This window comes from Cellulomonas sp. plas2 (assembly GCF_057221735.1).
Window position 1 is genome coordinate 312,302 of the sequence record NZ_CM170155.1, and the last position, 22,419, is coordinate 334,720.

Here is a 22,419-nt window from a genome sequence, read left to right on the forward strand (position 1 = left end):
GCAACGCTACGGCGTGCTGCCGCGTCGGGACGAGCCCCCCACGACTCGAAGAGCGGCTTGCGCTGCGAGCGTTTCGTCGGCGTAGCAGCCGGGAGCGCGACCTCCGTCGGCGGCGCGCTCGCCGTCTGGTGACGTCGAGCGATGACGACCGACCGTGCGCGCACATCGGCGCGATAGCGTGACCGGCGGTCATGCTGAGGACGGAATGCGGAGGCGTGCGTGGTCAAGGCGGCAGAGACGAACCTGGCCGGCGTCCTCGAGGGCAAGAAGCAATACCAGGTGCCCCTGTACCAGCGGGTCTACTCCTGGGGGCAGAAGCAGCTCGACCAGCTCTGGAACGACGTGGCCGAGCTCGCCGCAGCGCGGCGAGCGGACCCGACCGCCACCCACTTCATCGGCTCGCTGGTCCTGGCGCAGAGTCCCGACTACTCCGTGGTCGGCGTCTCCAAGCTGCTCGTCGTGGACGGACAGCAGCGGCTGACCACGCTCACGCTCCTGCTCGCGGCACTGCGTGACCATCTCATCGAAGTCGGCGACGAAGAGCGAGCCGAGGGGATCCACGCGCAGTACCTGATCAACGTGTACGACAAGGGCAAGCCATCGAAGGTGCTGCCGACGCAGGCCGACCGGGCCGCCTACCTGTCGGTCGTGCGCGCCGCCCCGGACGCCGGAGGCAGTGACAAGGTCGGCGAGGCGTACAACCACTTCCGCGCGAAGATCGCCGCAGCCGACGATCCGGACGACCCGCACGACCTCGAGGAGATCGAAAACGCCGTCGTCAGCGGTCTCGCGCTCGTCGTCGTGACGGCGGAGCCCGGTGACAACGCGCACCGGATCTTCGAGTCGCTCAACAACACAGGCCTGCAGCTGGCCCAGTCGGACCTGCTCAAGAACTACCTCTTCATGCGGCTCGGCGAGCGCGGCGACGACGTCTACGACAGCGTCTGGTTGCCGCTCGAACGCAAGCTGGCGGCGGACAACCTCGAGCTGTTGTTCTGGCTCGACCTGGTCCAAACCGACGAGCGGGTCAAGCAGTCCGACACGTACGTCGGCCAGCAGAAGCGGCTCGAGCGGCTGACCACGTCAGCCGAGATCGAGGCCGAGATCCTCCGGGTCGCGAAGCTCGGCGACGTGCTCGCGACGATCCTCGAGCCCTCTCACGAGCCGGATGAAGAGATCCGTCGTCGCCTGACGCGCATCAGGGCCTGGGGCTCGACCACCGCGTACCCCGTGGTGATGCGGATCCTCGACCGGCGCGCGTCGGGAACAGCAACTGCGGAGGAGGTCGCTCGAGCGCTGACGTACCTCGAGTCGTACTTCGTGCGGCGCATCGTGATCGGGCGCGCCACCGCGAACCTGAACCGGACGTTGCTACAGGCGGTGGGCGCCATCGCGGATGCCGAGGCCGTCGACGTCGCGCTGCGTGACTACCTCTCTCGTGGGCGCAAGTACTTCGCCACCGACCGGCAGTTGCGGGAGGCCGTCGGGACGGTGCCCTTCTACTGGCAGGGCCGGGCGACGCAGAAGAAGCTCATCCTGCAGTGGCTCGAGGAGTCCTACGGCTCGAAGGAGGCGGTGGACCCGACGAACCTCACCATCGAGCACGTCCTCCCGCAGACGCTGACGCAGGCGGTGCGGGAGGCGTTCGCGACAGGTCTACCGGAGGGGTCGGACGTCACCTACGAGCACGACAGGCTCGTCCATACGCTCGGCAACCTCACGCTCACCGGGTACAACAGCGAGCTGAGCAACCGGGGGTTCGACGAGAAGCGCGTGATGCTCGGTGAGAGCGGGCTACGTCTCAATCAAGAAATCGCCGCCCATGAGGCCTGGGGCGCCGCGGAGATCCGCAAGCGCGGCGAGGAGCTGGCGGAGAAGATCATCGCGCTCTGGCCAGGGCCGGATGAGACCGTGGCCGATGGTGACTTCGAGGCACCGTCCGCACTGCGTCGGCAGGTCGCCGCGATCGTCGCCGAGATCCCGGCGGGTCGATGGACCTCGTACGGCGAGGTCGCGCTCGTCGCCGCATCCTACCCGCAGCCGGTCGCCGCCGTCCTCGCCAGCAACCCGATCCCGAACGCCTGGCGGGTGCTGCAGGCCGGCGGAACCATCTCGCCGGGCTTTCGCTGGGTCGACGCGCGACGCACCGAGGACCCGCGCGACTACCTGGTGTCAGAGGGTCTCCGGTTCGACGACGAGGGGCGGGCGGCGCCGGAACAGTTCCTGCCGGCCGAGGAGCTCGCCGAGTTGACGGGCCTGGAGTTGGGTGAGGGCCGCCGCGGAGCGCACGAGTCGAGGCCATTGCTCGCTCAGCGCTGGGACTTCTTCCAGGCCGTCCGAGACCTGGGCGAGGCGACATCGAGGAAAATCTCGTCGTGGCCCGGGTCCACGACAAAGTACGCGCTCGACGTCGGCCTGGGTCTGAACGGGAGCTTCATCGTGCTCTCACTCGCGTCGCGCGAGCCAGCTGGCGTCGCCTGCGCGTTCTATATCCGCCAGGACAAGGACCTCTTCGCTCGCCTGCTCGAGCATCGGGACGAGATCGAGGCTGCCGTCGGCGCGACTCTCGAGTGGCGTGACGAGCCCGGGAACAAGTCGAGCTCGGTCGTGCTGCGCGAGGAGGGCGATTGGCGCGATGGCGCCCGCGCGCCGGAGCTCGCGCACTGGCTGGTCAGCACCACTGACCGATTCGCCGAGGTCTTTCCGACCTTCGTGTGAGGCGTCGCGGATATAGCCGAGGCTGTTCGCTCACGTGGTCTTCAGGGCCAGTAGCGCACGGGGTTCTGGCCCGTGTCCAGGAACTCGGCTCCGACCAGATCGCTGACCGGTCCTCCCAGCCGGAACTCGACGCGTCCCGGCAGCGTGCTCTGGTACGCCTCCTCGAACTTCCAGGCGCCGACGACACGCTGCTTCACCACGGCCGCGACGGCCGCCGGTGGAGCGTTGCGGACGCGGTCCAAGGAGATTCGCCACGCCTTGCGGGCGCGCTCCTTCAACTCGGCGTCGTTGAGGCCAGAGGCTTCGGCATTGAGCTTCACGAGGATGAGGCGGCGGTCGGTGGGGAGCGCGCGCGTCGAGGTCGGCACTGCTTGCGTCGATGGGCGGTGTGCGTCGGAGGCGGCGTAGACCTCGGGAGGCTCGGCGAGCGCGATCAGCGCGACGAGCTGGTCGTCCACCGCGTCAGCGCCTCCTGATAGCTCGACGTACGCCTTGGCGGCCTCCACGACGGCCGGGCCGACGAGGACCTCGCCGTCCTCCACGAGCGGCTGCTTGGCTTCGTCGACGACGCGGACACGGCTATTGCCGTCGCGGAGCTGCAACGCGAGTTGCCCCAGGACCTCGGCCGAGCAGGTCGAGCGGACGTCCTCACGAAGGATGGCCACGGCTTCGCGCGCATCGGACTCCGATACCGACTTGGCCTGCACGGCTTCGACGACCATCGCCCGCCCCAGCGCCCGTTGCCGAGAATGCTCGGAGGTGAGCAGTTCGAGCGCACTGTCGAACTTGCGCCGACGCCGGTCGGTACGGCTGACGACGAGCGCGAGCACGCCGGCCATCAACGCACCGACGAGTGCAAACACTGCCGTCATCACATCAGCAGACGTCACGAGTCCTCCTTCGTTGGGTCGACGGCCTACCGCAAGGCTTGACGGCCCGCCGACGAGTGTTCCATAGGGGCCGGAGGCTGAGGTCCCCGAGGACCCGGAGCGGATGACCGAGGGACCCGGCCGCAGAAGGGCTGCAACGATCTCCGGCGCGAGTCAGCCCAGCGATCGTTCTTCACCCGCTGACGACACCGTGCACGGCAGGGGGCTGCGTACAGTCGCCAGCGTGAGGATGACCGACGCAGAGGTCGACGCCGCCGCGGTACGCGTACGCGACCTGTCCATCGAGGTGCTCGGTGATCCTGCCAGTTGGAGGTATCCAGAGGGATATCCGGACAGCGTGGCGCTATGCACAGTCGACGCAATTTGGTCTCTCGCTGCGCGCTACGACTCCCATGTTGTGCCCGTCATCAGCGCGTACCGGCAGCTCTCGCGCGCTCGTGGCGGCGACCCCCCAACCGACGGTGCCGCCGAGCTGGCCTCGCTAGCGGCTTCATACGATGCGCCAAGTCTCTTCGCCGACGCGTTGGGCAACCGCCAGCGCACCTCGACACGCAACGGGATTCTCAAGGCCGAGGCAGTACATCGTGCCGCGGACGTACTGCTCACAGCCGGGGTGGACTCCATGCGCGACTTCCGTGCAGCCATGGAGCGAGATCGGACGTCGGTGCACCGCGTGTGGCGCAGCATCCCCGGGCAACGATCATCTGACGTGGGATGGCGCTACTTCTTGTTGCTCAGCGGCGAGGACGCGGTGAAGCCCGATCGTATGGTGCTGCGGTTCTTGGAGCGGGCCGGTACTCGAGTGACTCATACGGCGCAAGCTGCTCGCATCGTCACCAGGGCGGCGGAATGCCTCGACGTCCCGGCCCGCGTGCTCGATCACGCAATCTGGCGGTACGAGAGCGGCCATAAGCGGACGAGAGGGGTCTCAGACTCAGCCGCGTCTGGCGCTACATCGGCAGCGTCATCTCGCGATGAGACGCCACGCCAGGACCGATTGAACTGAGGGTGGAGAGAGGTGCAGCCACTGCTTGGATTCATACTGGGCGTCGTCAAGAACCCAAGGACTATCGCGGTCTTAAAGTAAAGACTAGCCTGGGCGGTCGGTAATGCGCAGATCCGAAGCGAATTGGAGCGGCGTTTCGGCTACCTGCTCGAGAAGATTAGGGGCGCGGAGCGCAGCAAGAGTCCGACCGAGCGGGTGCAGCGGACACTCGATGCCATCGACGAGAACATCGGCATGCTCAGCATCCCGCCATAGATGAGGAGACCCGAATTGATTGGCGTCAGCGAAGCCGCGCGCTGCGGGATGCTCTGCGGGTCGCGGATTCTGTAGAAGGGCGAGGTCGTCGCCGTGCTTTGAAGGAAGTCGAGACGCGTACCGATGCACTGCGGGATGACGTCTTGCTTGCGCTACTTGCTCCTTTCGCCCAGGAGTTGCAGGCGAAGGGTGCGCCGAAGCAAGAAGCCGAGGGCGATCGTCTCACTCGGATCGTCCGATTGCGTCGTCGTCAAGATTGACAGCGCGCTGGTGCATGCTCAAAATGAGCCGTTAGGGTGATTGCGCGAGTTATTGAGGGACCGACGATTCTCCTTTGCTTAAACGCGCGGTAGGCGACGTCTTACCAAGGCGGATGTCGAGTGATCAAGGACGAACTGCGATGGTGTCATGGCGCGCTTGATCCCGCCTGAGCCGGACAACGCAGCGACCGACGGCGGTGCCGAGCGTGCCGTGTGGGAGGCGTTGCGCGACCAGCTCCCTGATGACGTCGTCGTGTTCGTCAACCTCCTGCTGCTCGACGGGCCTGACGAGCGGGAGGTTGACGCGCTCGTCGCCTGGCCCGACGTGGGGCTGTGCGTCGTCGAGGTCAAGGGCGGGCATGTGGCGCGTCGCGACGGGCAGTGGGTGCAGGGCACCGGCGCCCGGGCGCACGACATCGACCCGGTCTATCAGGCGCGACGGGCGCGGCACACGGTGCGGGACCTGCTGCGGCGGCACGGGCTCGGGGCGTGGCGTGCGCGGGCGGCGGACCTCGTCGTGCTGCCGCACACGCAGGTGCCGGCCGGGTGGGAGTCGGCGTCGTCCCCGGCCGGCACGGTCGCCGGGCGGGCCGACCTGCCGCACCTGGCCGGGCTGGTGAAGCGGGCGATCGACGTGCACGGCACGGGGAACGCGCCGCTGGCGGTGGAGGACGTGGGGCCGCTGGTCGACTTCCTGGCGGGGGCGTTCCCGTCTCAGGTGGAGGTGCTGGCGACGGCGGCGCAGTTCGAGGACCGCGTCGAGCAGATGACGCAGGACCAGGCGCGGATGCTGGACACGCTGCGCAGCTTCGAGCGGCTGCGCATCATCGGCGGGGCCGGCAGCGGCAAGACGTGGTTGGCGCTGGAGCAGGCGCGGCGGCGGGCGGCGGCGGGGGAGCGGGTGGCGCTGGTCTGCTACTCCCGGGGGCTGGGGCGGTACCTGGAGCGCATCACCGCGACGTGGCCGGTGAAGCAGCGACCGGCGTTCGTCGGCCTGTTCCACGACCTGCCGCTGCAGTGGGGCGCGGCGCCCGGCAGCGACGACGACGCCGACTACTACGAGCGCCGTCTGCCGCTGGAGCTGGCGGAGCTGGCTGATGCCCTTGACGAGCGCGAGCGGTTCGACTGCGTCGTCGTCGACGAGGCACAGGACTTCTCTGACCTGTGGTGGCCCTCGCTGGTGCGGTGCCTGCGCGACCGTGAGGCGGGCGGCCTGTGGGTGTTCATGGACGAGGACCAGCGCATCTTCGACCGGGACGGGTCCGCGCCCATCACGCTGCCGCCCGTGCGGCTCGACGAGAACCTCCGCTCGACCAAGCAGATCGCGCAGTGCTTCGGGTCGTTCGGGACGTCGACGGTCAAGCCGCGCGGGGCGGCGGGGGCGCCGGTGCGGCTGGTGGACGTGCCCGCCGACGAGGCGGTGTCCGCGGCGGACGACGTCGTCGACGCGTTGCTCGACGAGGGGTGGCAACCGGGGCAGATCGCGCTGCTGACCACCGGGCGGCGGCATCCGGAGCAGATCAACGCGGTCGAGGTCGGCGGGCACGCGGCGTACTGGGACGCGTGCTTCGCCGGCGAGGACGTGTTCTACGGGCACGTGCTGGGGTTCAAGGGGCTCGAGCGGACGGTGGTGGTGCTCGTCGCCAACGGGTTCCGGGACGCCGAGCGGGCGCGGTCGATGCTCTACACGGGGCTGTCGCGGGCGCGGGTGCTGCTGGTGCTCGTCGGGCCGCGGGGTGAGGTGGAGCGGATCGGCGGTGATGGTGTGCGGTCACGGCTGCGGCATGCGTCGTCGTGGTCCCTCGTGGGGGACGACGACTGACGGCGCCCGGTGTCGCGAGCGGCCACCCCGGCTCGCCTCACCCGGCAGCGGCGGCCCCTTCGTCAGCTGTCCTCCGGGCCGAGTGGCGTGACGGCACCGGACTCGCCGACGACGTAGACGGTGATGCCGAGCAGGCGGCGTACCTCCCCCGCGACGCGGAGCGCTGCCGTCCGTCCCTCCGTGGGAACCACGACCCCGAGCCGGACGCCGGCTCCGGCGACGGTGGGGACACGCCGCAGGAGCTGTCCGTACAGCGTGTCGACGTCGAGCCCGATCGAGGCGGTCCGGCCTTTCGCCTCGGCGAAGAGCCGCTCTTCGCCCCGATGAGCGACGACGTCGCAGTAGTCGACCTCGCGGTGCACCTGCCACCCCTCGGCAACCAGCCACCGCTCGAACTGCCTGACCACCCGGGCCTCGTCGCCTCGCACTCGCCCACGCTACGACCCGGGCGTGAGCAGGCGGGAGCCCTCGACCATCACAGGATCGCCGGCGCAGGCACGGGCTCGTCGGTGTAGCAGTACCAGCCTGGTGTGGGAGCACCGTCGCCCTGGAACGTCACCTTGTTGACCTTCCCCTTGTTGACCTTCCCCTTGGCGTTGGCCACGACGCGCCAGACGAGCGTCCCCGCCGCCGACTCCGCAAGCAGGGCCTCGACTGCGGATCGTGACGTGTCGGCGTTCACGTGCACGGGGACACCGCCGATCGCGGCGTGGAGGGCCGCCGCACCACCGAAGGTGCCGACGTCCGCGAGCGTGGGCGAGCTCGACGTCGTGACCCAGTGGTGCAGGTGGGCGACCAGCTCGTTCCCGGTGAGGGGCTGCCCCGTCGGAGGAGCGGGAGTGGCCGGGACGACGCCGACTGCGGACCGGAGCAGCGGCGATGCACCACTGCGAGAGGTGGCTCTGATCCACGTGCTGAGCTGCTCGATGAAGTGCGCCCCGACGCCGGCGAACGGTGCTTGGAGGTTGGTGGACCACCCGAGCGCCCGGACGCCGCCGATCTCGCCCACGTACAGCTTCGTCGGGGCTCCCTCCGGCTTGATCTGCTTCGACTCGGCGAGGTCGAGCTGCGCCAACCCGGCGTGCTGCACCTGCTCGACGACCTGCTTGCCGTTGAGCAGCACGAGGTCCAGCGACGTCGCCTCGAGCACGGAGGCCAGGACGGGAGCGCCGGCATCGAGCAGCGCCTTCCTGGTCGTCGCGTCGGTGATCTGGCCCCAGACCGGCGTGGTCGCCCAGGGCACGACGTCGAGGTGGCACGCTGAGCCGTCGGAGAAGGACGTTCCCGTTCCCGCCTGCAGCACCTTCTCCAGCGGAGCGAAGTACTTCCAGTAGGGATGGTGCTGGAAGTAGCCGGAGCACACGGCGAGGAGTCGCTCGGCGTGTTCGACGGTGGCAGGGGTGCCCGTCGACGTCCCGAGCGCCGAGGCCGTGAGCGCGATCGGCGGGTTCGTGCCGGCGAACTCGGCGTCGCTGGGGTTGATCCCCACCGTCGCCACGCGTGCGCGCTGGGCGTCACCGAAGGCGACGACGGGCACGGAGTCCGGGACGCCGTACGCGCCGACGGGCGGCTCGACGTCGAGCAGGGCCCGGACGTGGGCGACGAGGAGGTCCGTGGACGAGGTGGCGGGCACGCGCCGGTCCTGGCACTGCGACCGAGCGCGCGGAACGGTACGCGCCAGCGGACGGGGGGCTGCCGATCAGTCGGAGTAGGCCAGGACGTGGCTAGGCACGCAGCTCCGATGGCCCGAACCAGAGCTGGGGGTCGACCTGCCCCAGGTAGACCATCGGGCTCGACATGCCTGCTCGCGTGGTGACGTGACCGTCGTCGTGCACGCGGATCCGCCCGCCCTCGGGCCGGTGCTCCAGGAGAGCGGCCGCGACGGCTCGGGCCGCGGCGGCCCCGACGACGGAGGAGAGCCACACCTTGCTCGTCGGGTCCTGCACGTCCGCGTGCCGAGCGGACAGCTTGTAGGCGCGGCCGCCGTGCTCGTACGGCCAGCGCTCGCCGGGTGCCGGGACCGGTCGCTCGACGAGGACCAGCGGTCCCACGGCCTCGACCGCGTGCGAGGTGGGAGCCTCGATGGCCGGCGTGTGCACCGGCGTCGGTGGAGCGGGGACGGGCTGGGTCGCTGCCGCACGTGTCGAAGCCGCGGCCACGTCCCCGAGCCCGAAGGGCAGCGGTCGCCGGTGCACGAGGGTGAGGGACCGCGTCGCACGGGTCGTCGCCACGTACAGCGCGCGAGCGGCGGCGGCCTCGTCGGGAGCGCCGTCCGGGTCCTCCGTCGCGTCGAGGAACGCGGCGGGCTCGAGGAGGACGACGTGGTCGAACTCCAGCCCCTTGGCGTCCTCGGCGGTCGTCAGCACCACACCCGCCGCGAGGCACCGCGCCCGCTCCTCGTCGCCGAGCCGGTCCATCAGCCGCGCCGGTGCGAGCAGGGCGGTGAGCGCGCTGCCCGCGAGCGCGACGGCGAGGTCGGCGCCGGTGCGCAGCACGTCGGCACCCGCTGCGACAGGGATGTCCGTGAGGCTGTCGGGCAGGTCACGCACGGCTCGCGCTGCCCCCACCTCCGCGCCCGTGTGCGGCAGAACCGCATTGGCCAGCGCGAGGACGGCGCCCGGCACCCGGTAGCCCTGGGTCAGGTGCGCCTCGACGTGCGTCGCAGGGTGGCCGAGGTGCTCGACGAGCTCCACCCACGACCGGTGCATCCACGGACCCGTCGTCTGCGCGAGGTCGCCCAGCAGCGTCACGCCGCCGGTCGCCGGCACGCGTCGGCCGATGCTGCGCAGCTGCATGGGGGTGAGGTCCTGCGCCTCGTCGACGGCGACGTGCCCGACGCGCTGGGAGGCGCCGTCGACGAGCACGTCGAGCTCGTCGAGGAGGGGAAGATCGGCGTCGCTCCAGCGGTGCTGCTGGGCACTGCGGCGGGAGCGCGGCGCCTCGGGGCGCGGGCGCGCGTCCCAGGACCGCCAGAGCAGGCTCGTCTCGTCGTCGTCGAGCAGGCCCCGGCCGACGTCGAGCAGCAGCGTCGAGCTCGACCAGAGGCGGGCGAGCAGGTCGTCCGGGCCGACCGGCGGGCACATCTCCTCGGCGTAGGCCTGCAGGGCCCGGTCGCGCTGCAGCTCGCCATAGGGGTCACGGACGCCGCTGCGCCGCAACGACCCGCCCTCGAGCCCGTCGACGAAGCGCTGCCCGAGCGTCGCGACGAGGCGCGAGACGAGCAGCCCGTGGCGGGAGCGGTGCGGAGCGGGGTCGGCGAGGACGGCCCGGAGCGCCGCGAGGGCGTCGGCGCGGGAGAACGTGAGCACGGTGGCGTCGAGCGTGACCTCGAGGGGATGGTCGGGCACGACGAGGCTGCGGTCCACGGCGCGGCGCAGCAGCTCGGCCAGCCGCGGGTCGCCCTTGAGCCGCTGCACGCGCCGGTCCTGCTCCGTCCACGCGGCGGTGCGCGTGGTCAGCCCCGTGACGGTCGTGTGGCGGACCTGGTCGTCGCCCAGCGCCGGCAGCACCCGGGAGACGTACTCCAGGAAGCGCTCCGAGGGTCCGACCAGCACCAGTCCCGACGAGCGCAGCGTCGGCTCGCGGAAGGCCAGCAGCGACAGCCGGTGCAGCGCGACGGCCGTCTTGCCCGTGCCGGGGGCGCCCTGGACGGTGAGGAGCGTGCGGTTGTCGGACTCCATGAGCTCGTACTGCTCGGCCTGGATCGTGGCGACGATGTCGCGCATGTAGGCGTCGCGCTCGCGTCCGAGCTCGTCGAGGAGGACGTCGATGCCGCCGCCGATGGGCTCCGGGGCGCCTGCCGCCCTCTCCGGCGCTGCACCCGGGCCCGCCTCGCCGGCGGACGTCGCCGCGACGGGTCCCACTGCCGGCTCCAGGACCGGCTCGACCCCATCCGCGCCGGGTCCTGGCGCACGGGCCGGGACGTCCGCGGGCGGGGACGGGACGGTGCGGCGGGGCAGCAGCTCCTCGTCGCTGTAGCCGACGAGCTGCCCGTCGACGAAGCGGAAGCGACGCCGGCGGTGAACGTCGTGTGCTGCGCCCGGCCGCGCGCGGTAGAAGGCGGCGGCCGCCGGCGCCTGCCAGTTCGTGACGACGTCGTCGACGACGTGCGCGTGGCTGGCGGGTCGCTCGTCGAGCAGGTCGCGCACGCGCGTGCGGCCGAGGTAGAGCGCGTGCCCCTCGACGTGGTCGATGCGGCCGAAGTAGCGCTCGTCCTCGCCGACGAGCGCCTCGAGCTCGCCGTCGTCGGCCAGGAGCTCCGCCAGTACGCGGCGGGCGTAGCGGTCGGCGCCGGCGTGCGTGGCGCGGGGGTCGCGCGCTCGCAGCTGCGCCACCCGCGCGTCGACGTTCCGCTCGACGTACCCGTGCCAGCGGCGCTCCGCCTCCAGCTCCTGCATCCTCGGCCCCGCCCTGCTCCTCGTGCTCGCACGCGTCTGCTCGCGCCCGACGTCCGACCCGATCGGCGTCGCCCGCCCGACGATGAGGGGCGCCGACGTCAGTAGGGGCGCTGGGGCCGGAGGTCGTCGGCCATGTGGGGGAACGCCTCCCGGATCCGTCGCCGGGCGCGGTTGACGATCGTCGAGACGACGGCCGCGCTCGCGTAGCCCTGCTGCTCGGCGATCTCCGCGTTCGGGACGCCCTCCAGCCAGAGGAGCAGGACGACGCGCTCGCGCTCCGACAGGACGGCGAGCACGTCGCGCAGCTGCTCGCGTGCGACCACCTGCGCGCTGGCGCCGACGGCGTGGTCCTCGTGAGCGGCGATCTCCTCCTCGTCGAGGACCTCCGGCGCCTTCTTGTTCGCATGGTCGACGAGGCGGTGCCGCACCGCCTGGGCCACCCAGCCGCGCCAGTGCTCCGGCTCCTCGTCGCGGCGCGCGTACTGGAGCGCGACGTCCTGCGCGATGTCGCTGGCGGACAGGTCGGGCCGGCGGGCGAACAGGCCGTCACCGGCGGCCTTCCTGCGGGCGAAGGCGCGGACCTCGTCGAGGTCGGGGCCGTCGTCGTCGCTCGTCTCGGTCACACCGCGATCGATCGGCGGAGGACCGCACGTCGTGAGGCGCCGCACCAGCAGGTGTTGATGGACGGGTCCTTGGCACCGCTCAGGCCCTCGGAGGAGCAATCCGGCTCTTTGGACGACGAGACCAAGGGACGACGATGGCCAACATCAGTCGCATCACCGACTTCCTCTTCACCGGCGGGGACCTCCCCGTGCACCTCGGGACGGTCGCGATGCTCGCCGACCTCGACGACTACCGGGGCGAGGGCATCTCGCACGTCGTCGACAACCGGATGGAGTGCTCCGACGACAGCTTCTTCGCCGAGTACGCGCCGGACCTCGTGTACGTGCACAACGGTCAGGACGACCGAGGGCAGCGGATGCCGGACTCCTGGTTCGACCGCGGCGTGGGGGCTGCAGTGGAGGCTCTCGCCCGCTCGACCGAGGCCGTCGTCCTGGTCCACTGCCACATGGGGGTCGACCGCGGCCCCTCCTTGGCCTACGCGATCCTCCTGGCGCTCGGCTGGGACACCCTCGACGCGATGCGTGCCCTGCGGGCGGCCCGGCCGATCGCCGCCGCGCACTACAGCGCGGACGCCCTCGACTGGTGGTTGCGCTTCGACGGTGCCGCTGCGGCAGTCCGGCGCCGTGAGCACCGCCGGCTCGCAGAGTGGCACGAGCGGCACCCCCTTGACGGGCGGCACGTCGTCCGACGACAGCGCGAGCTCGAGGCGGCCGGCCTGCCGCTCGGGGCGTGAGCGCCATGGGGAACGGCCGGCTCCAGCTGGACGTCGTGGCGCTCGATCAGGGGGACGAGGTGGCGGTCCTGGTCGACGTGACGGCTCCCGTCCCCGACGGCACGGTCGAACGGGCGCCCGTGATGGTCGTCGTGGCGCTGGACCGGAGCGCCTCCATGTCGGGGCGGCGCATGCGGGCTGCCCGGGACGCGCTGGTCGACCTCGTCGGGCGGCTCCGGCCCGGCGACCGGTTCGGCCTCGTGACCTTCGACGACGAGGCACTCCTCGTCGTGCCGGCAGAGCCGGTGACCGACCCCGCCTCCGTCGTGGAGGTGATCGAGGACATCGTCGTGGGCGGGGGGACGGACGTGTCTGCCGGGCTGCTCCGGGGGCTGCAGGAGGTGCGGCGCGTCTCGTCGGGCGGCCCTGCGCACCTCGTCGTGCTCAGCGACGGGCACGCCACCCGCGGGCTGACGTCGCCGGCGCTCCTCGGCGGCCTCGTCGGCCGGCACGCGCAGCACGGCGTCACCACCTCGACGCTGGGGCTCGGCCTGGGCTACGACGAAGGGTTGCTCGGTGCCGTCGCCCGGGCGGGCGGAGGGCAGGAGCTGTTCGCGGAGCACGCCGCCGAGGCGGGTCCGCTCCTCGCCCGGGTGCTGGACCGGGCCACGGAGCAGGTCGTCGTCGGAGCCGTCCTGCGCGTCCGGCGTGCGCAGGGCGTGGTCGATCTAGTCGTCGCCGACGAGCTGCCCGTGCACACGGTCGACGACGGGCTCCTCGTCGAGCTCGGCGGTCTGACCGCGGGGGAGACCCGCTCCGTCGTCCTCACGGCAACGCGCGGGCGCCGGGGGACAGGCCCGGGCACGGAGGTCGCCCACCTCGAGCTGCGTGGCGCTGTGCTGCCCGGTCTCGAGGAGGACGAGCAGACGCGAACGGTGCGGCTCGGGGAGGTCGCCACCGACCCGTCCGTCGCCGCCCGGGTCCGCCGCGAGCTCCTCCACCGCGACACGCAGTCGGCCTAGCGGCGCGCCGCAGCGCACCTCGCCGACGGCGACGTCGATGCCGCGACGGCGGTCCTCGGGTCAGCGCTCACGGAGCTGCGGACCGTCGTCGGAGCGCCGGACCCGGGGCGCGAGCTCGACGACCTGCGGTCGGAGGGTGAGCGGCTCGCCCGCTTCATCGACGAGGCCGTGCAGGGATCGACGAGCCGTGCGGCCAAGGGGCTGCGGGCGGACGCGGCCGAGGGAGCACGGGGTGCGACGGGCTCGTCGAGCCCGACGGCCCGGGGCAGGACCACCGGACGGAGCGGGTGAGTTGCCTCGCTCGGACGAGGGAGCCGACGCCGCTCCGCGAGCGCGACCCGTACCGCTGACGATCACCACGACGAGGCACGACGAGAGGACGAGACGATGAGGACCTTCCTGCTGACCTACAACCCGCGGCGCTGGCAGGTGCCGGCGGACGAGTGGGACGCCCTGAGGTCGGGCACCGGGCGCGGCGAAACCGTGCCCGGTGACTGGTCCACAGGGCAGCGCCGCGATGTGGATCCGGGCGACCGGCTGTTCCTGCTCCGCCAGGGCAGCGAGCCGCGCGGCATCGTGGCCGCGGGCTGGGCGACGTCGGTGCCCGAGCGGGCGGTGCTCTTCGACGGCACGGGGTCGACGCACTACGTCGACCTCGAGTGGGAGGTGGTGCTCGACCTCGACGACCCGCTCCCGACGGAGGTGCTGCTGCGCGAGGTGCCGCGGGTGCCGTGGAACGGGCTGCGGGGGAGCGGCGTGGAGGTCGCCCCCGAGGAGCTGTGGCTCCGGCACCTCAACGACGGTCGCACGGTCCGCTGACGGCCCGACGGGGTGCCGCTCCACGGTGCGGCGCCCCGTCGGCACATAGCGCTGCCCTGACGCGGCCGCGCGCACCGCCGAGTGTGCATCCTTCGGGCATGACCAGAAGTTGGACTAGTATCTTCGCCATGGTCCATGTCCGGTCGGTGCCGCTCCACGACGCCAAGACGAAGCTCTCGGCGTACGTGGCCGAGGTGCGCGAGACGCACGAGCGCATCACGATCACCCGCCACGGTGAGGCGGAGGCGGTCCTCATCTCCGCCGACGAGCTCGACGTGCTCGAGGAGACGCTCGAGCTCCTGGCCGGCGGTGCGCTCTCCGACGCCGAGGCGGCGCGTCGTGCCTACGACGAGGGCAGGACCACGTCGCTCGACGACCTGAAGGCCGAGCTGCGTGCGGCCGGCAAGCTGCCTCCGGGGTGAGCTACCGGGTCGAGCTCGCGCCTCGCGCGCGACGCGAGATCACCCGCCTGCCGAATCGCGTCGTGCCCGCGGTCGTCGAGTTCCTGGACGTCATCGCGGAGAACCCGTTCCGGGTGAGCAAGGCGCTGCACCCACCGCTGGACCACCTCCTGTCCGCGCGCCGAGGCGCCTACCGCATCCTGTTCGAGGTGGACGACGAGGAGAAGGTGGTCGTCGTGGCTCGTGTCGACCACCGCGCGGACGTCTACCGGCCCTGACGGAGACGGGTGGGCCTTGGTCGGACCTGGTGAGCCGCGACGGCGATGACGGAGAGGGCCCGGCTGTCGGTGGCGTGACCTACCGTCGCTGCCGTGACCGCGCTGCACCGCACGCTGGAGGCGTCGCGCCTGGCCGAAGGGCCGGCGTGGACGCTGCTGCGCGCCGACCACCGGGCCGTCGCGGTCGGGGTGCTCGGCGAGCACCTCGGCGGTGAGGTGCGCCGCCTGGCGGCCCCGGTGCTCGCCGAGCGCCTGGAGGAGGACCTGGTCGTTCTCCGGGACCACGGGTTCGCCCTGCCTCAGACCGCGCAGGCCTACCTCAAGGAGTGGACCGACCAGGGCTGGCTCGTGCGGCGGCCCGCCGAGGGGCGCGAGGAGACGCTCGAGCTGTCCGACGGCGCCCTGGCGGCGCTGCGCTTCGTCGCCGGGCTGGCCGAGGCGCGGCGGACGGTGACCGAGTCGCGGCTCGTCACCATCGTCGAGCGCCTGCGGGCGCTGGCGATGGCCACGGATCCCGACGCCTCGTCGCGTCTGGCCGCCCTCATGGCCGAGCGGGACCGGCTCGAGGCCCGCATCGCACAGGTCGAGGCCGGTGAGGTGGACGTGCTCGCGCCGGAGCGTGCGCTCGAGCAGGCGCGGGACCTGCTGGCGCTCGCGGCGGAGCTGCCCGCGGACTTCGCCCGGGTGCGCGCCGAGCTCGAGCGCATCAACGTCGAGCTGCGGCATCGGCTGGTCGAGGACCCCGACGAGCGCGGCGCGGTCCTCGACGACGTCTTCCGCGGCGTGGACCACCTCGCCGACTCCGACGCCGGGCGGAGCTTCGACGGGTTCCACGCGCTCATGCTGGACCCGGAGCTGTCGGCCGAGGTCGAGGGGACGGTCGCGGCGGTGCTGGACCGGCCGTTCGCCACGGCGTTGGGCGAGGGGCGCCGGTCGCTGCGGCGGCTCATGCCGACTCTGCAGGACTCGAGCACCGAGGTGCACGACGTCATGACGTCCTTCAGCCGGAGCCTGCGGCGCTTCGTGCAGAGCCGCGAGCTCGGCGAGGAGCGGCACCTGCACCGCCTCCTGCAGGACGCCCAGCGGGACGCGCTCGCGGTCGCCGAGCGGGTGCCGCCGTTCCGTCGGCTCGACCTGACGCTCGACCTGTCCTCGGTGCCGGTGGGGTCGGTCGCCGCCCTGGTGCTGCACGACCCCGCCGATGCCCGTGTCGCGGCCGACGTGCGGCCGGCGTCGGTGCCGCCGGTCGACGTGGCGGCGCTGCGGGAGCTGGCGCGGGCGTCCGAGATCGACCTGCGCGAGCTGCAGACGCACGTCGACGACGTCCTGGCCACGCAGGGGACCGCGACGATCGCGGAGGTGCTCGCCGCACGTCCCGCCACGCAGGGGGTGGCGAGCGTGGTCGGGCTGCTCGTGCTGGCGGAGGAGCAGGGGACGCGGCTGGAGGGCGAGGAGGAGACGGTGGCGTGGACGTCGACGACCGGGGTCGAGCGGTGCGGCACGGTGCCGCGGTACCTCTTCGTGCGGCGGACCGCCGAGGTGGTCCGGTGAGCGCGGCGGTCGAGGAGACCACAAGCCCTCGTGATGACGGTGGGGCCGGCGCCGGGCTCGACGACGCGCCCCGCGGGGACGGGCTCTGGGCGGACGACACGGGCACGCTGCGCGAGGCGTCGCGGCGGGCGCTGGTCGCCCTGGTGCGCGGGCCCTACCTCTCCGCCGAACGCCAGGCCCAGCTGTGGTCGGCGCTCCTCGTCGACGAGCCCGCCATCCGCTCCCGGCTGGCCGACCTCTTCCTCGAGCTCGTGGTCGACCACGAGGCCGGCGTCGCGTTCGTGCGCAACGTCGACGACGACGCCCTCGCCGCGCCCACCGTGGTGCGCAGCGTCGGCCTGACGTTCATGGACACCGCGATGCTCCTGCACCTGCGGGGGCTGCTCGTCCGCGCCGCGGGCGGCGAGCGGGTGATCGTCGGCGAGGACGAGGTCGTCGAGCAGCTCGCCGTCTACCGTGCGGCGACCAGCACGGACGCCGCCGGCTTCGCGAAGCGCGTGCGGGCCTCCTGGCGCAAGCTCGACGACTACGGCCTGCTGCAGCGCACGTCCTCCGAGGGGCGCTGGGAGGTCTCGCCCGTCCTGCGGCTGGTCTTCGGGGCGGAGCAGGTGGCGGCCGTGCAGGGGGAGTACCGGCGCCTGCTCGAAGGGCCGGGAGGTGCGTCCGTCGGCGACAGGGTGCCGGGCGACGAGCGATCGGGCGACGAGGTGCAGGGCCACGCGGAGGCGGCGTCGGCCGGAGCCGGCGGAGCCGCCGATGTCGGCGACGACGCCGACGGGTGGGACGTCATCGGCGAGGAGGGCGTGCGGTGACGGCGCTGCCGACGCGCGGCCGGCAGGACGTCCTCGCCCTCGACGGCGAGCCCGACGACGACCCGGGCCGGGAGGTAGGCCCGCCGAGGCCCGAAAACCCCGGCCAGTGGCGGCTCGACCGCGTCGAGGTGGTCAACTGGGGCACGTTCGACGGGCACCACGTCGTGGACGTCGCGCGCTCCGGCTTCCTGCTGACGGGGCACTCCGGCTCCGGGAAGTCCTCGCTGCTCGACGCGGTCGCGGCCGTGCTGACGCCGCGCGGGCGGTTACGCTTCAACGCCGCCGCCGCGGACGTCGGGCAACGAGGCCAGGACCGCACCGTCGCCTCCTACGTCCGCGGGGCGTGGAGCCGCCAGGCCGACGAGCTCACCGGCGAGGTGGTGAGCCAGCACCTCCGCACCGGCGCGACGTGGAGCGGCATCCTGCTGCGGTACGCCGACGGCACCGCCCGGCCGCCCGTGCACCTGGTCAAGCTCCTGCACATGCGGCGCAGCGCGGCCACCGCCTCCGAGGTGTCGGAGCAGCACCTGCTGACGACGACACCGCTCGGCCTGCTCGACCTCGCGCCCTATGCGGCGAACGGGCTCGAGGCGCGCCGGCTGAAGCAGGCGTACCCCGACGCGACCGTGACCGATCGCCACAGCGTCTTCGCCGCCCGCTTCACGCGGCTGCTCGGCATGCGGGGGGACAACGCGCTCGAGCTGCTCCACCGCACGCAGGCGGCGAAGAACCTCGGCAGCCTCGACGAGCTCTTCCGCGGCTACATGCTCGACGAGCCCGCGACGTTCCGGCTCGCCGAGACCGCGGTGGAGCAGTTCGCCGAGCTCTCGCAGGCGCACGCCGCGGTCGTCGAGGCGCGCGACCAGGTGGCGCACCTCGCCCCGCTCGAGGCCCTGTCCGCCGGGTACGACGAGGCCGAGCATGCGCTCCGGCACGCCGAGACGCTGCGAGACGTGCTGCCCGTCGTGACGGACGCCTGGCGCCGCCGCCTGGTGGAGGAGGAGTCCGAGCGCACCCGCTCGGCCCTGGAGATCGCCGACGCCGACCGCGTGCGTGCCGAGGTGGAGCGGGCCCTCGCCGACCGGGCCGTCCTCGGCGCGGAGGCGGCGCTCGACGATCGCGGGGGCCGTGCAGTGCGGGAAGCCGCGGACGCGGTGGCGACGGCGGAGGGCTCGCTGCGGCAGGTCGCGGCGTCCCGCCTCGAGGTCGCCGCCGCCCTGGAGGCGGTGGGGGTCGCCATGCCCGGCACCGCCGCGGAGTGGGCGGAGCTGCGCGCCCAGGCGGCCCGCGAGCGGGCGGAGCTGGCCACGGGGGCCACGGCCCGGCGCGAGCGGCTCCGGGACGCCTACGGCGCCGACTCGACGGCGGCCGGCGAGGTGCGCCGGCTGGAGCGGGAGCTCGACGTCCTGCGGCGGGTGCGATCCAATCTCGACGCCGGCCTGATCGACGCCCGTCGTCGGGTCGCCGCCGCGGCGGGGATCGGGGAGCGCGAGCTGCCGTTCGCGGGCGAGCTGCTGCAGGTGCGCCCCGAGCACGCCGCGTGGGCGGGGGCGATCGAGCGCGCGCTGCGGCCGCTGGCCGTCGTGCTGCTCGTGCCGGCCGTGCACCGGCACGCCGTGGTGGCCGCGGTGGACGCCACCCACCTGGGCGCCCGCCTCCGGCTGGAGGTCGTGGCGCCCGACGTCGACGGGCCGCCGCGCAGCGTGGGGGAGCGCTCGCTCGTCCGTCGGGTCGAGGTCAGGCCCGGGGCGTTCGCCCCCTGGCTGGGGAGCACGCTGTCGCGCACCTACGACCTGGAGTGCGTCGAGCAGGTCGCGGACCTGCACCTCGTCGACCGCGGTCTCACCCGTGCCGGGCAGGTCAAGCGGGGACCCCGCAGCTTCGACAAGGACGACCGGCGGCGCGTCGACGACCGCGAGGGCTGGGTCCTCGGGTGGGACAACGCGGACAAGGTCGAGCACCTGCTCGGTCTGCTCCGGACGGCTCAGGGGGTGGCCGCGCGGGCGGCGGAGGCCGCGCGCCGCGCCCAGGGGGACGACGAGGCGGCGGTCCGGCGGGAGCAGACGCTGTCGGTCGTCGAGCAGCGTCCGTGGGACGAGCTCGACGTCCCGGCCGCCGAGAGCCGGCTCGAGGCGGCCCGCCGCGCCCACGCGCGGCTGCTCGCCGCGAGCGAGGACCTCCGTGCGGCCCAGCACGCGCTCGCCCAGGCGCAGGACGAGGCCCGCCGCGCCCGCAAGGTCCAGGACGAGACCCAGCAGCGGGTGTCCGACCTGCGGGGCGAGCTGAGGACCCTGTCCCGCCGGCACGAGGGGCTCGCCGACGCGGACGACGCGCACGTCGCCCCGGAGGTCCGCGACGAGCTGCACCGCCGCTACCGCGAACGGCGCCGCGCCCTGACGTCGGAGAACCTGTCGGACGTCGGCATGCAGGTCCAGCGAGCGCTGGAGAACGAGCGCGCCGCGGCCCTCGAGCGGCGGGCGCAGGCGGAGCAGCAGATCGTCGCGCTGCAGGGGTCGTTCCGCGACCGCTGGCGCGGGCTGGCCGGTGACCTGACGGGGCACGTCGACGATCGCCCGGGCTACCTCGACGTCCTGCGGCGGCTGCGCGCCGACCGGCTGCCGGAGTTCGAGACCCGGTTCTTCGAGCTCCTCGGGCGGCAGTCGCAACGCAACGTCGGCGTCCTGCGCCAGACGGTGCTGCGGGCCCTCGGCGAGATCCGCGACCGCATCGACCCCGTCAACAGGTCGCTGCGGCGCTCGGCCTTCGACCGCGGGCGGTACCTGCAGATCCGCCCGCAGGAGAGCCGGACGCCTGCCGTCGTCGACTTCCTGGCGGACCTGCGGACGATCTCGGAGGGCTCCTGGGCGCCGGAGGACCGTGTCGCCGCCGAGGCGCGGTTCGCGGTCATGGCACGGCTCATGCGCCGCCTGCAGTCCTCCGACGCCGCGGACCGCGCCTGGCGCGCGCAGTGCCTCGACACCCGACGCCACGTCACCTTCGTCGGCCTCGAGGTCGACGAGGAGGGCACCGTCCTCAACGTCCACGACTCCGCGGCTGGGCTGTCCGGCGGGCAGCGGCAGAAGCTCGTCGTCTTCTGCCTCGCGGCGGCGTTGCGCTACCAGCTCGCCGGGGACGACGAGGCCGTGCCGGGGTACGGCACCGTGGTCCTGGACGAGGCGTTCGACAAGGCCGACAGCCGCTTCACCGCCATGGCCATGGATGTCTTCCTCGAGTTCGGGTTCCACATGGTGCTCGCGACGCCGCTGAAGCTGCTGCAGACCCTCGAGGAGTACGTCGGCGGCATCGGGCTGGTCACCTGCACGGACTTCCGCGCCTCGCACGTCGGGCTGGTCGGCGTGCGGGACGGCCGGCTGGTGGACGCGGGGTGAGGCTCCGACGGTCGTCCGCCGCTGCCGCCGGGACGGGCGGAGGCGCTCCTCGTCGTCCTCCCGTCACTCCCGACGAGGTGCGGGACCGCGCCCGGGCCGCCCTCCGCCGGCACGGGGCGCGGTGGGCGGTGGCGCAGGCGGTCCCGGCGGCGGTCGGCGACGCGGACGGGGACGGGGTGGGCGGCCGGTCGGAGGCCGTGCTCGACGTGCCGCTGCACCCGCCGACGGAGCGGGCGGCGCTCGCGGACCCCGGCGCTGCCGTCGCCTGGGTTGCCGCGTGGCGGGACCCGGGTATGACCGGCGACGTGACGATCCGCTGGGAGGTCCGGGCGTGGTCGGGCCTCGGGCGGCAGGAGGTCCCGGTCCGGGTCCGGTTCGGCGACGCAGCCACGGTGGCGGCCGCGGCGGGGACGACCGAGGAGTGGCACCGTCTGGTGACGCGGTGCGAGGGGCTTGTCCAGCGCTGGGGCCGCTCGTCGCTGCTCGCCGAGGCGATGCGTCGGCACGCCCCGGTGCTCGGCGACCTGCCCGACGAGGAGCTGGCGCGGCTCGTCGCCGTGGTGGACTGGTTCGTCGACCATCCCCGCTCGGGTCTGCTCGTGCGACAGGTGCCCGTCCCCGGCGTGCACAGCAAGTGGGTGGAGTCGCACCGCGGGGTCGTCACGGGTCTCGTCGCGGCGTGCACCGGGTCGTCTGACCTCGGCCTCGTCGAGCCCGCCCCGCTGGTGCGGGTGCGGATCCTCGACCCGACCCTGCGCCCGGGTGGCCTGCACGACCTCGCGACGGACGTCGCCGGGCTCGCGCGGCTGGCGCTGCCGGTGCGGCGGGTGGTCGTCGTCGAGAACCTGGCCTGCCTGCAGCCGCTGCCGGACGCGCCCGGCGTCGTGGCCGTGCACGGCTCGGGGTACGCCGTCGACCGGCTCCGCGACGTGCCGTGGCTGGCCGACGCGCCCGTCACCTACTGGGGAGACCTCGACAGCCACGGCTTCTCGATCCTCGACCGGGTGCGGGCGCACCTGCCGCACGTCGACAGCGTCCTCATGGACCTGTCCACGCTGCGCGCCCACCGGGACCTGTGCGTGCCCGAGCCGATCCCCGCTACCGGGGAGCTGACCCGGCTGACACCCGCCGAGGCTGCCGCCCGCGACGAGCTGGCCGTCCTGGGGCACGTGCGCCTCGAGCAGGAGCGACTCCCGTGGCCCGACTGCCTGCGAGCGCTGCGTCTCGATCCGGGGCGCTGAGCAGCCGCTGCCGGCGGCTCGGTCCCGCGTGCCTTGTGGTCACCTGCACCGGACAGCGGGGGCGCCACAGGCGACACGTCCGAGCGCGACGGGTGCAGCACGTGCGTGCATTCGGGTGCGATCCGGCGTCCGCGTCATGCGCCCGAGCGCCGGTCGCCCGGATGCGCGGGTGCGGCGCCGGCCGTTTCTCCAGGTCGGTGACTCAGGAGGAGGAGCGCGCGG

At 73.0% G+C, this 22,419-nt stretch carries 17 protein-coding genes; 12 read left to right on the top strand and 5 right to left on the bottom strand.

Annotated elements, in window-relative coordinates:
- The first annotated feature begins 219 nt into the window (after nucleotides 1-219).
- On the top strand, nucleotides 220-2,718 hold the full coding sequence (locus tag AC2TDM_RS01390; RefSeq protein ID WP_484635598.1) for a DUF4268 domain-containing protein: 2,499 nt from the start codon (nucleotides 220-222) through the stop codon (nucleotides 2,716-2,718).
- A gap of 41 nt (nucleotides 2,719-2,759) precedes the next feature.
- Here AC2TDM_RS01390 and AC2TDM_RS01395 read toward each other — a convergent pair whose 3' ends face one another.
- Complete coding sequence (locus tag AC2TDM_RS01395; RefSeq protein WP_484635599.1) at nucleotides 2,760-3,608, bottom strand: hypothetical protein; 849 nt, start codon at nucleotides 3,606-3,608, stop codon at nucleotides 2,760-2,762.
- A gap of 223 nt (nucleotides 3,609-3,831) precedes the next feature.
- On the opposite strand from AC2TDM_RS01395, the gene AC2TDM_RS01400 reads away from it, so the two are divergent.
- Nucleotides 3,832-4,614, top strand: a complete 783-nt coding sequence (locus AC2TDM_RS01400) for a hypothetical protein (RefSeq protein WP_484635600.1) — start codon at nucleotides 3,832-3,834, stop codon at nucleotides 4,612-4,614.
- Between the two features lie 663 nt (nucleotides 4,615-5,277).
- Nucleotides 5,278-6,951 carry a nuclease-related domain-containing DEAD/DEAH box helicase gene (locus AC2TDM_RS01405; protein WP_484635601.1) on the top strand — a complete coding sequence of 558 codons (1,674 nt, stop codon included), beginning with the start codon at nucleotides 5,278-5,280 and terminating at the stop codon, nucleotides 6,949-6,951.
- 62 nt (nucleotides 6,952-7,013) lie between these two features.
- On the opposite strand, the gene AC2TDM_RS01410 is transcribed toward AC2TDM_RS01405, so the two are convergent.
- From AC2TDM_RS01410 to AC2TDM_RS01425, 4 genes are all read right to left on the bottom strand, one after another.
- Nucleotides 7,014-7,358: a hypothetical protein gene (locus tag AC2TDM_RS01410; protein ID WP_484635602.1), complete on the bottom strand. Its 345-nt coding sequence runs from the start codon at nucleotides 7,356-7,358 to the stop codon at nucleotides 7,014-7,016.
- A gap of 68 nt (nucleotides 7,359-7,426) precedes the next feature.
- Nucleotides 7,427-8,584, bottom strand: a complete 1,158-nt coding sequence (locus AC2TDM_RS01415) for a hypothetical protein (RefSeq protein ID WP_484635603.1) — start codon at nucleotides 8,582-8,584, stop codon at nucleotides 7,427-7,429.
- Between the two features lie 91 nt (nucleotides 8,585-8,675).
- Nucleotides 8,676-11,348 carry a HelD family protein gene (locus AC2TDM_RS01420; RefSeq protein WP_484635604.1) on the bottom strand — a complete coding sequence of 891 codons (2,673 nt, stop codon included), beginning with the start codon at nucleotides 11,346-11,348 and terminating at the stop codon, nucleotides 8,676-8,678.
- Between the two features lie 98 nt (nucleotides 11,349-11,446).
- The gene (locus AC2TDM_RS01425; protein ID WP_484635605.1) at nucleotides 11,447-11,971 is read right to left on the bottom strand and encodes an RNA polymerase sigma factor; all 525 of its coding nucleotides are present in this window, start codon (nucleotides 11,969-11,971) and stop codon (nucleotides 11,447-11,449) included.
- A 134-nt stretch (nucleotides 11,972-12,105) separates the two neighbouring features.
- On the opposite strand from AC2TDM_RS01425, the gene AC2TDM_RS01430 reads away from it, so the two are divergent.
- From AC2TDM_RS01430 to AC2TDM_RS01470, 9 genes are all read left to right on the top strand, one after another.
- Nucleotides 12,106-12,705, top strand: coding sequence for a dual specificity protein phosphatase family protein (locus AC2TDM_RS01430; protein ID WP_484635606.1), 600 nt, complete (start codon nucleotides 12,106-12,108; stop codon nucleotides 12,703-12,705).
- A 5-nt stretch (nucleotides 12,706-12,710) separates the two neighbouring features.
- Nucleotides 12,711-13,706: a vWA domain-containing protein gene (locus tag AC2TDM_RS01435; RefSeq protein ID WP_484636371.1), complete on the top strand. Its 996-nt coding sequence runs from the start codon at nucleotides 12,711-12,713 to the stop codon at nucleotides 13,704-13,706.
- Between the two features lie 387 nt (nucleotides 13,707-14,093).
- Nucleotides 14,094-14,525 (top strand): hypothetical protein, encoded by a 432-nt coding sequence (locus tag AC2TDM_RS01440; protein WP_090034466.1) that lies wholly within the window; start codon nucleotides 14,094-14,096, stop codon nucleotides 14,523-14,525.
- Between the two features lie 98 nt (nucleotides 14,526-14,623).
- The gene (locus tag AC2TDM_RS01445) at nucleotides 14,624-14,947 is read left to right on the top strand and encodes a type II toxin-antitoxin system Phd/YefM family antitoxin (protein ID WP_484635607.1); all 324 of its coding nucleotides are present in this window, start codon (nucleotides 14,624-14,626) and stop codon (nucleotides 14,945-14,947) included.
- Nucleotides 14,944-15,204, top strand: coding sequence for a type II toxin-antitoxin system RelE family toxin (locus AC2TDM_RS01450; protein WP_484635608.1), 261 nt, complete (start codon nucleotides 14,944-14,946; stop codon nucleotides 15,202-15,204). The genes AC2TDM_RS01445 and AC2TDM_RS01450 overlap by 4 nt, the downstream gene beginning before the upstream one ends.
- Before the next feature lie 93 nt (nucleotides 15,205-15,297).
- Nucleotides 15,298-16,755, top strand: coding sequence for a DUF3375 domain-containing protein (locus tag AC2TDM_RS01455; RefSeq protein ID WP_484635609.1), 1,458 nt, complete (start codon nucleotides 15,298-15,300; stop codon nucleotides 16,753-16,755).
- Nucleotides 16,752-17,567 carry a DUF4194 domain-containing protein gene (locus tag AC2TDM_RS01460; protein WP_484635610.1) on the top strand — a complete coding sequence of 272 codons (816 nt, stop codon included), beginning with the start codon at nucleotides 16,752-16,754 and terminating at the stop codon, nucleotides 17,565-17,567. The genes AC2TDM_RS01455 and AC2TDM_RS01460 overlap by 4 nt, the downstream gene beginning before the upstream one ends.
- On the top strand, nucleotides 17,564-20,956 hold the full coding sequence (locus AC2TDM_RS01465) for an ATP-binding protein (RefSeq protein WP_484635611.1): 3,393 nt from the start codon (nucleotides 17,564-17,566) through the stop codon (nucleotides 20,954-20,956). Before AC2TDM_RS01460 ends, AC2TDM_RS01465 begins: the two co-directional genes overlap by 4 nt.
- Nucleotides 20,957-21,084: 128 nt before the next feature.
- A complete protein-coding gene (locus AC2TDM_RS01470; protein WP_484635612.1) occupies nucleotides 21,085-22,197 on the top strand; it encodes a Wadjet anti-phage system protein JetD domain-containing protein in 1,113 nt (370 codons plus the stop codon).
- The last annotated feature ends 222 nt before the right edge of the window (nucleotides 22,198-22,419 follow it).

Excerpts from the sequence above, each read along its gene's own strand:
- AC2TDM_RS01420 (WP_484635604.1), bottom strand. The coding sequence starts at position 11,348 with ATGCAGGAGCTGGAGGCGGAGCGCCGCTGGCACGGGTACGTCGAGCGG.
- AC2TDM_RS01445 (WP_484635607.1), top strand. The coding sequence starts at position 14,624 with ATGACCAGAAGTTGGACTAGTATCTTCGCCATGGTCCATGTCCGGTCG.
- AC2TDM_RS01440 (WP_090034466.1), top strand. The coding sequence starts at position 14,094 with ATGAGGACCTTCCTGCTGACCTACAACCCGCGGCGCTGGCAGGTGCCG.
- AC2TDM_RS01435 (WP_484636371.1), top strand. The coding sequence starts at position 12,711 with ATGGGGAACGGCCGGCTCCAGCTGGACGTCGTGGCGCTCGATCAGGGG.
- AC2TDM_RS01430 (WP_484635606.1), top strand. The coding sequence starts at position 12,106 with ATGGCCAACATCAGTCGCATCACCGACTTCCTCTTCACCGGCGGGGAC.
- AC2TDM_RS01405 (WP_484635601.1), top strand. The coding sequence starts at position 5,278 with ATGGCGCGCTTGATCCCGCCTGAGCCGGACAACGCAGCGACCGACGGC.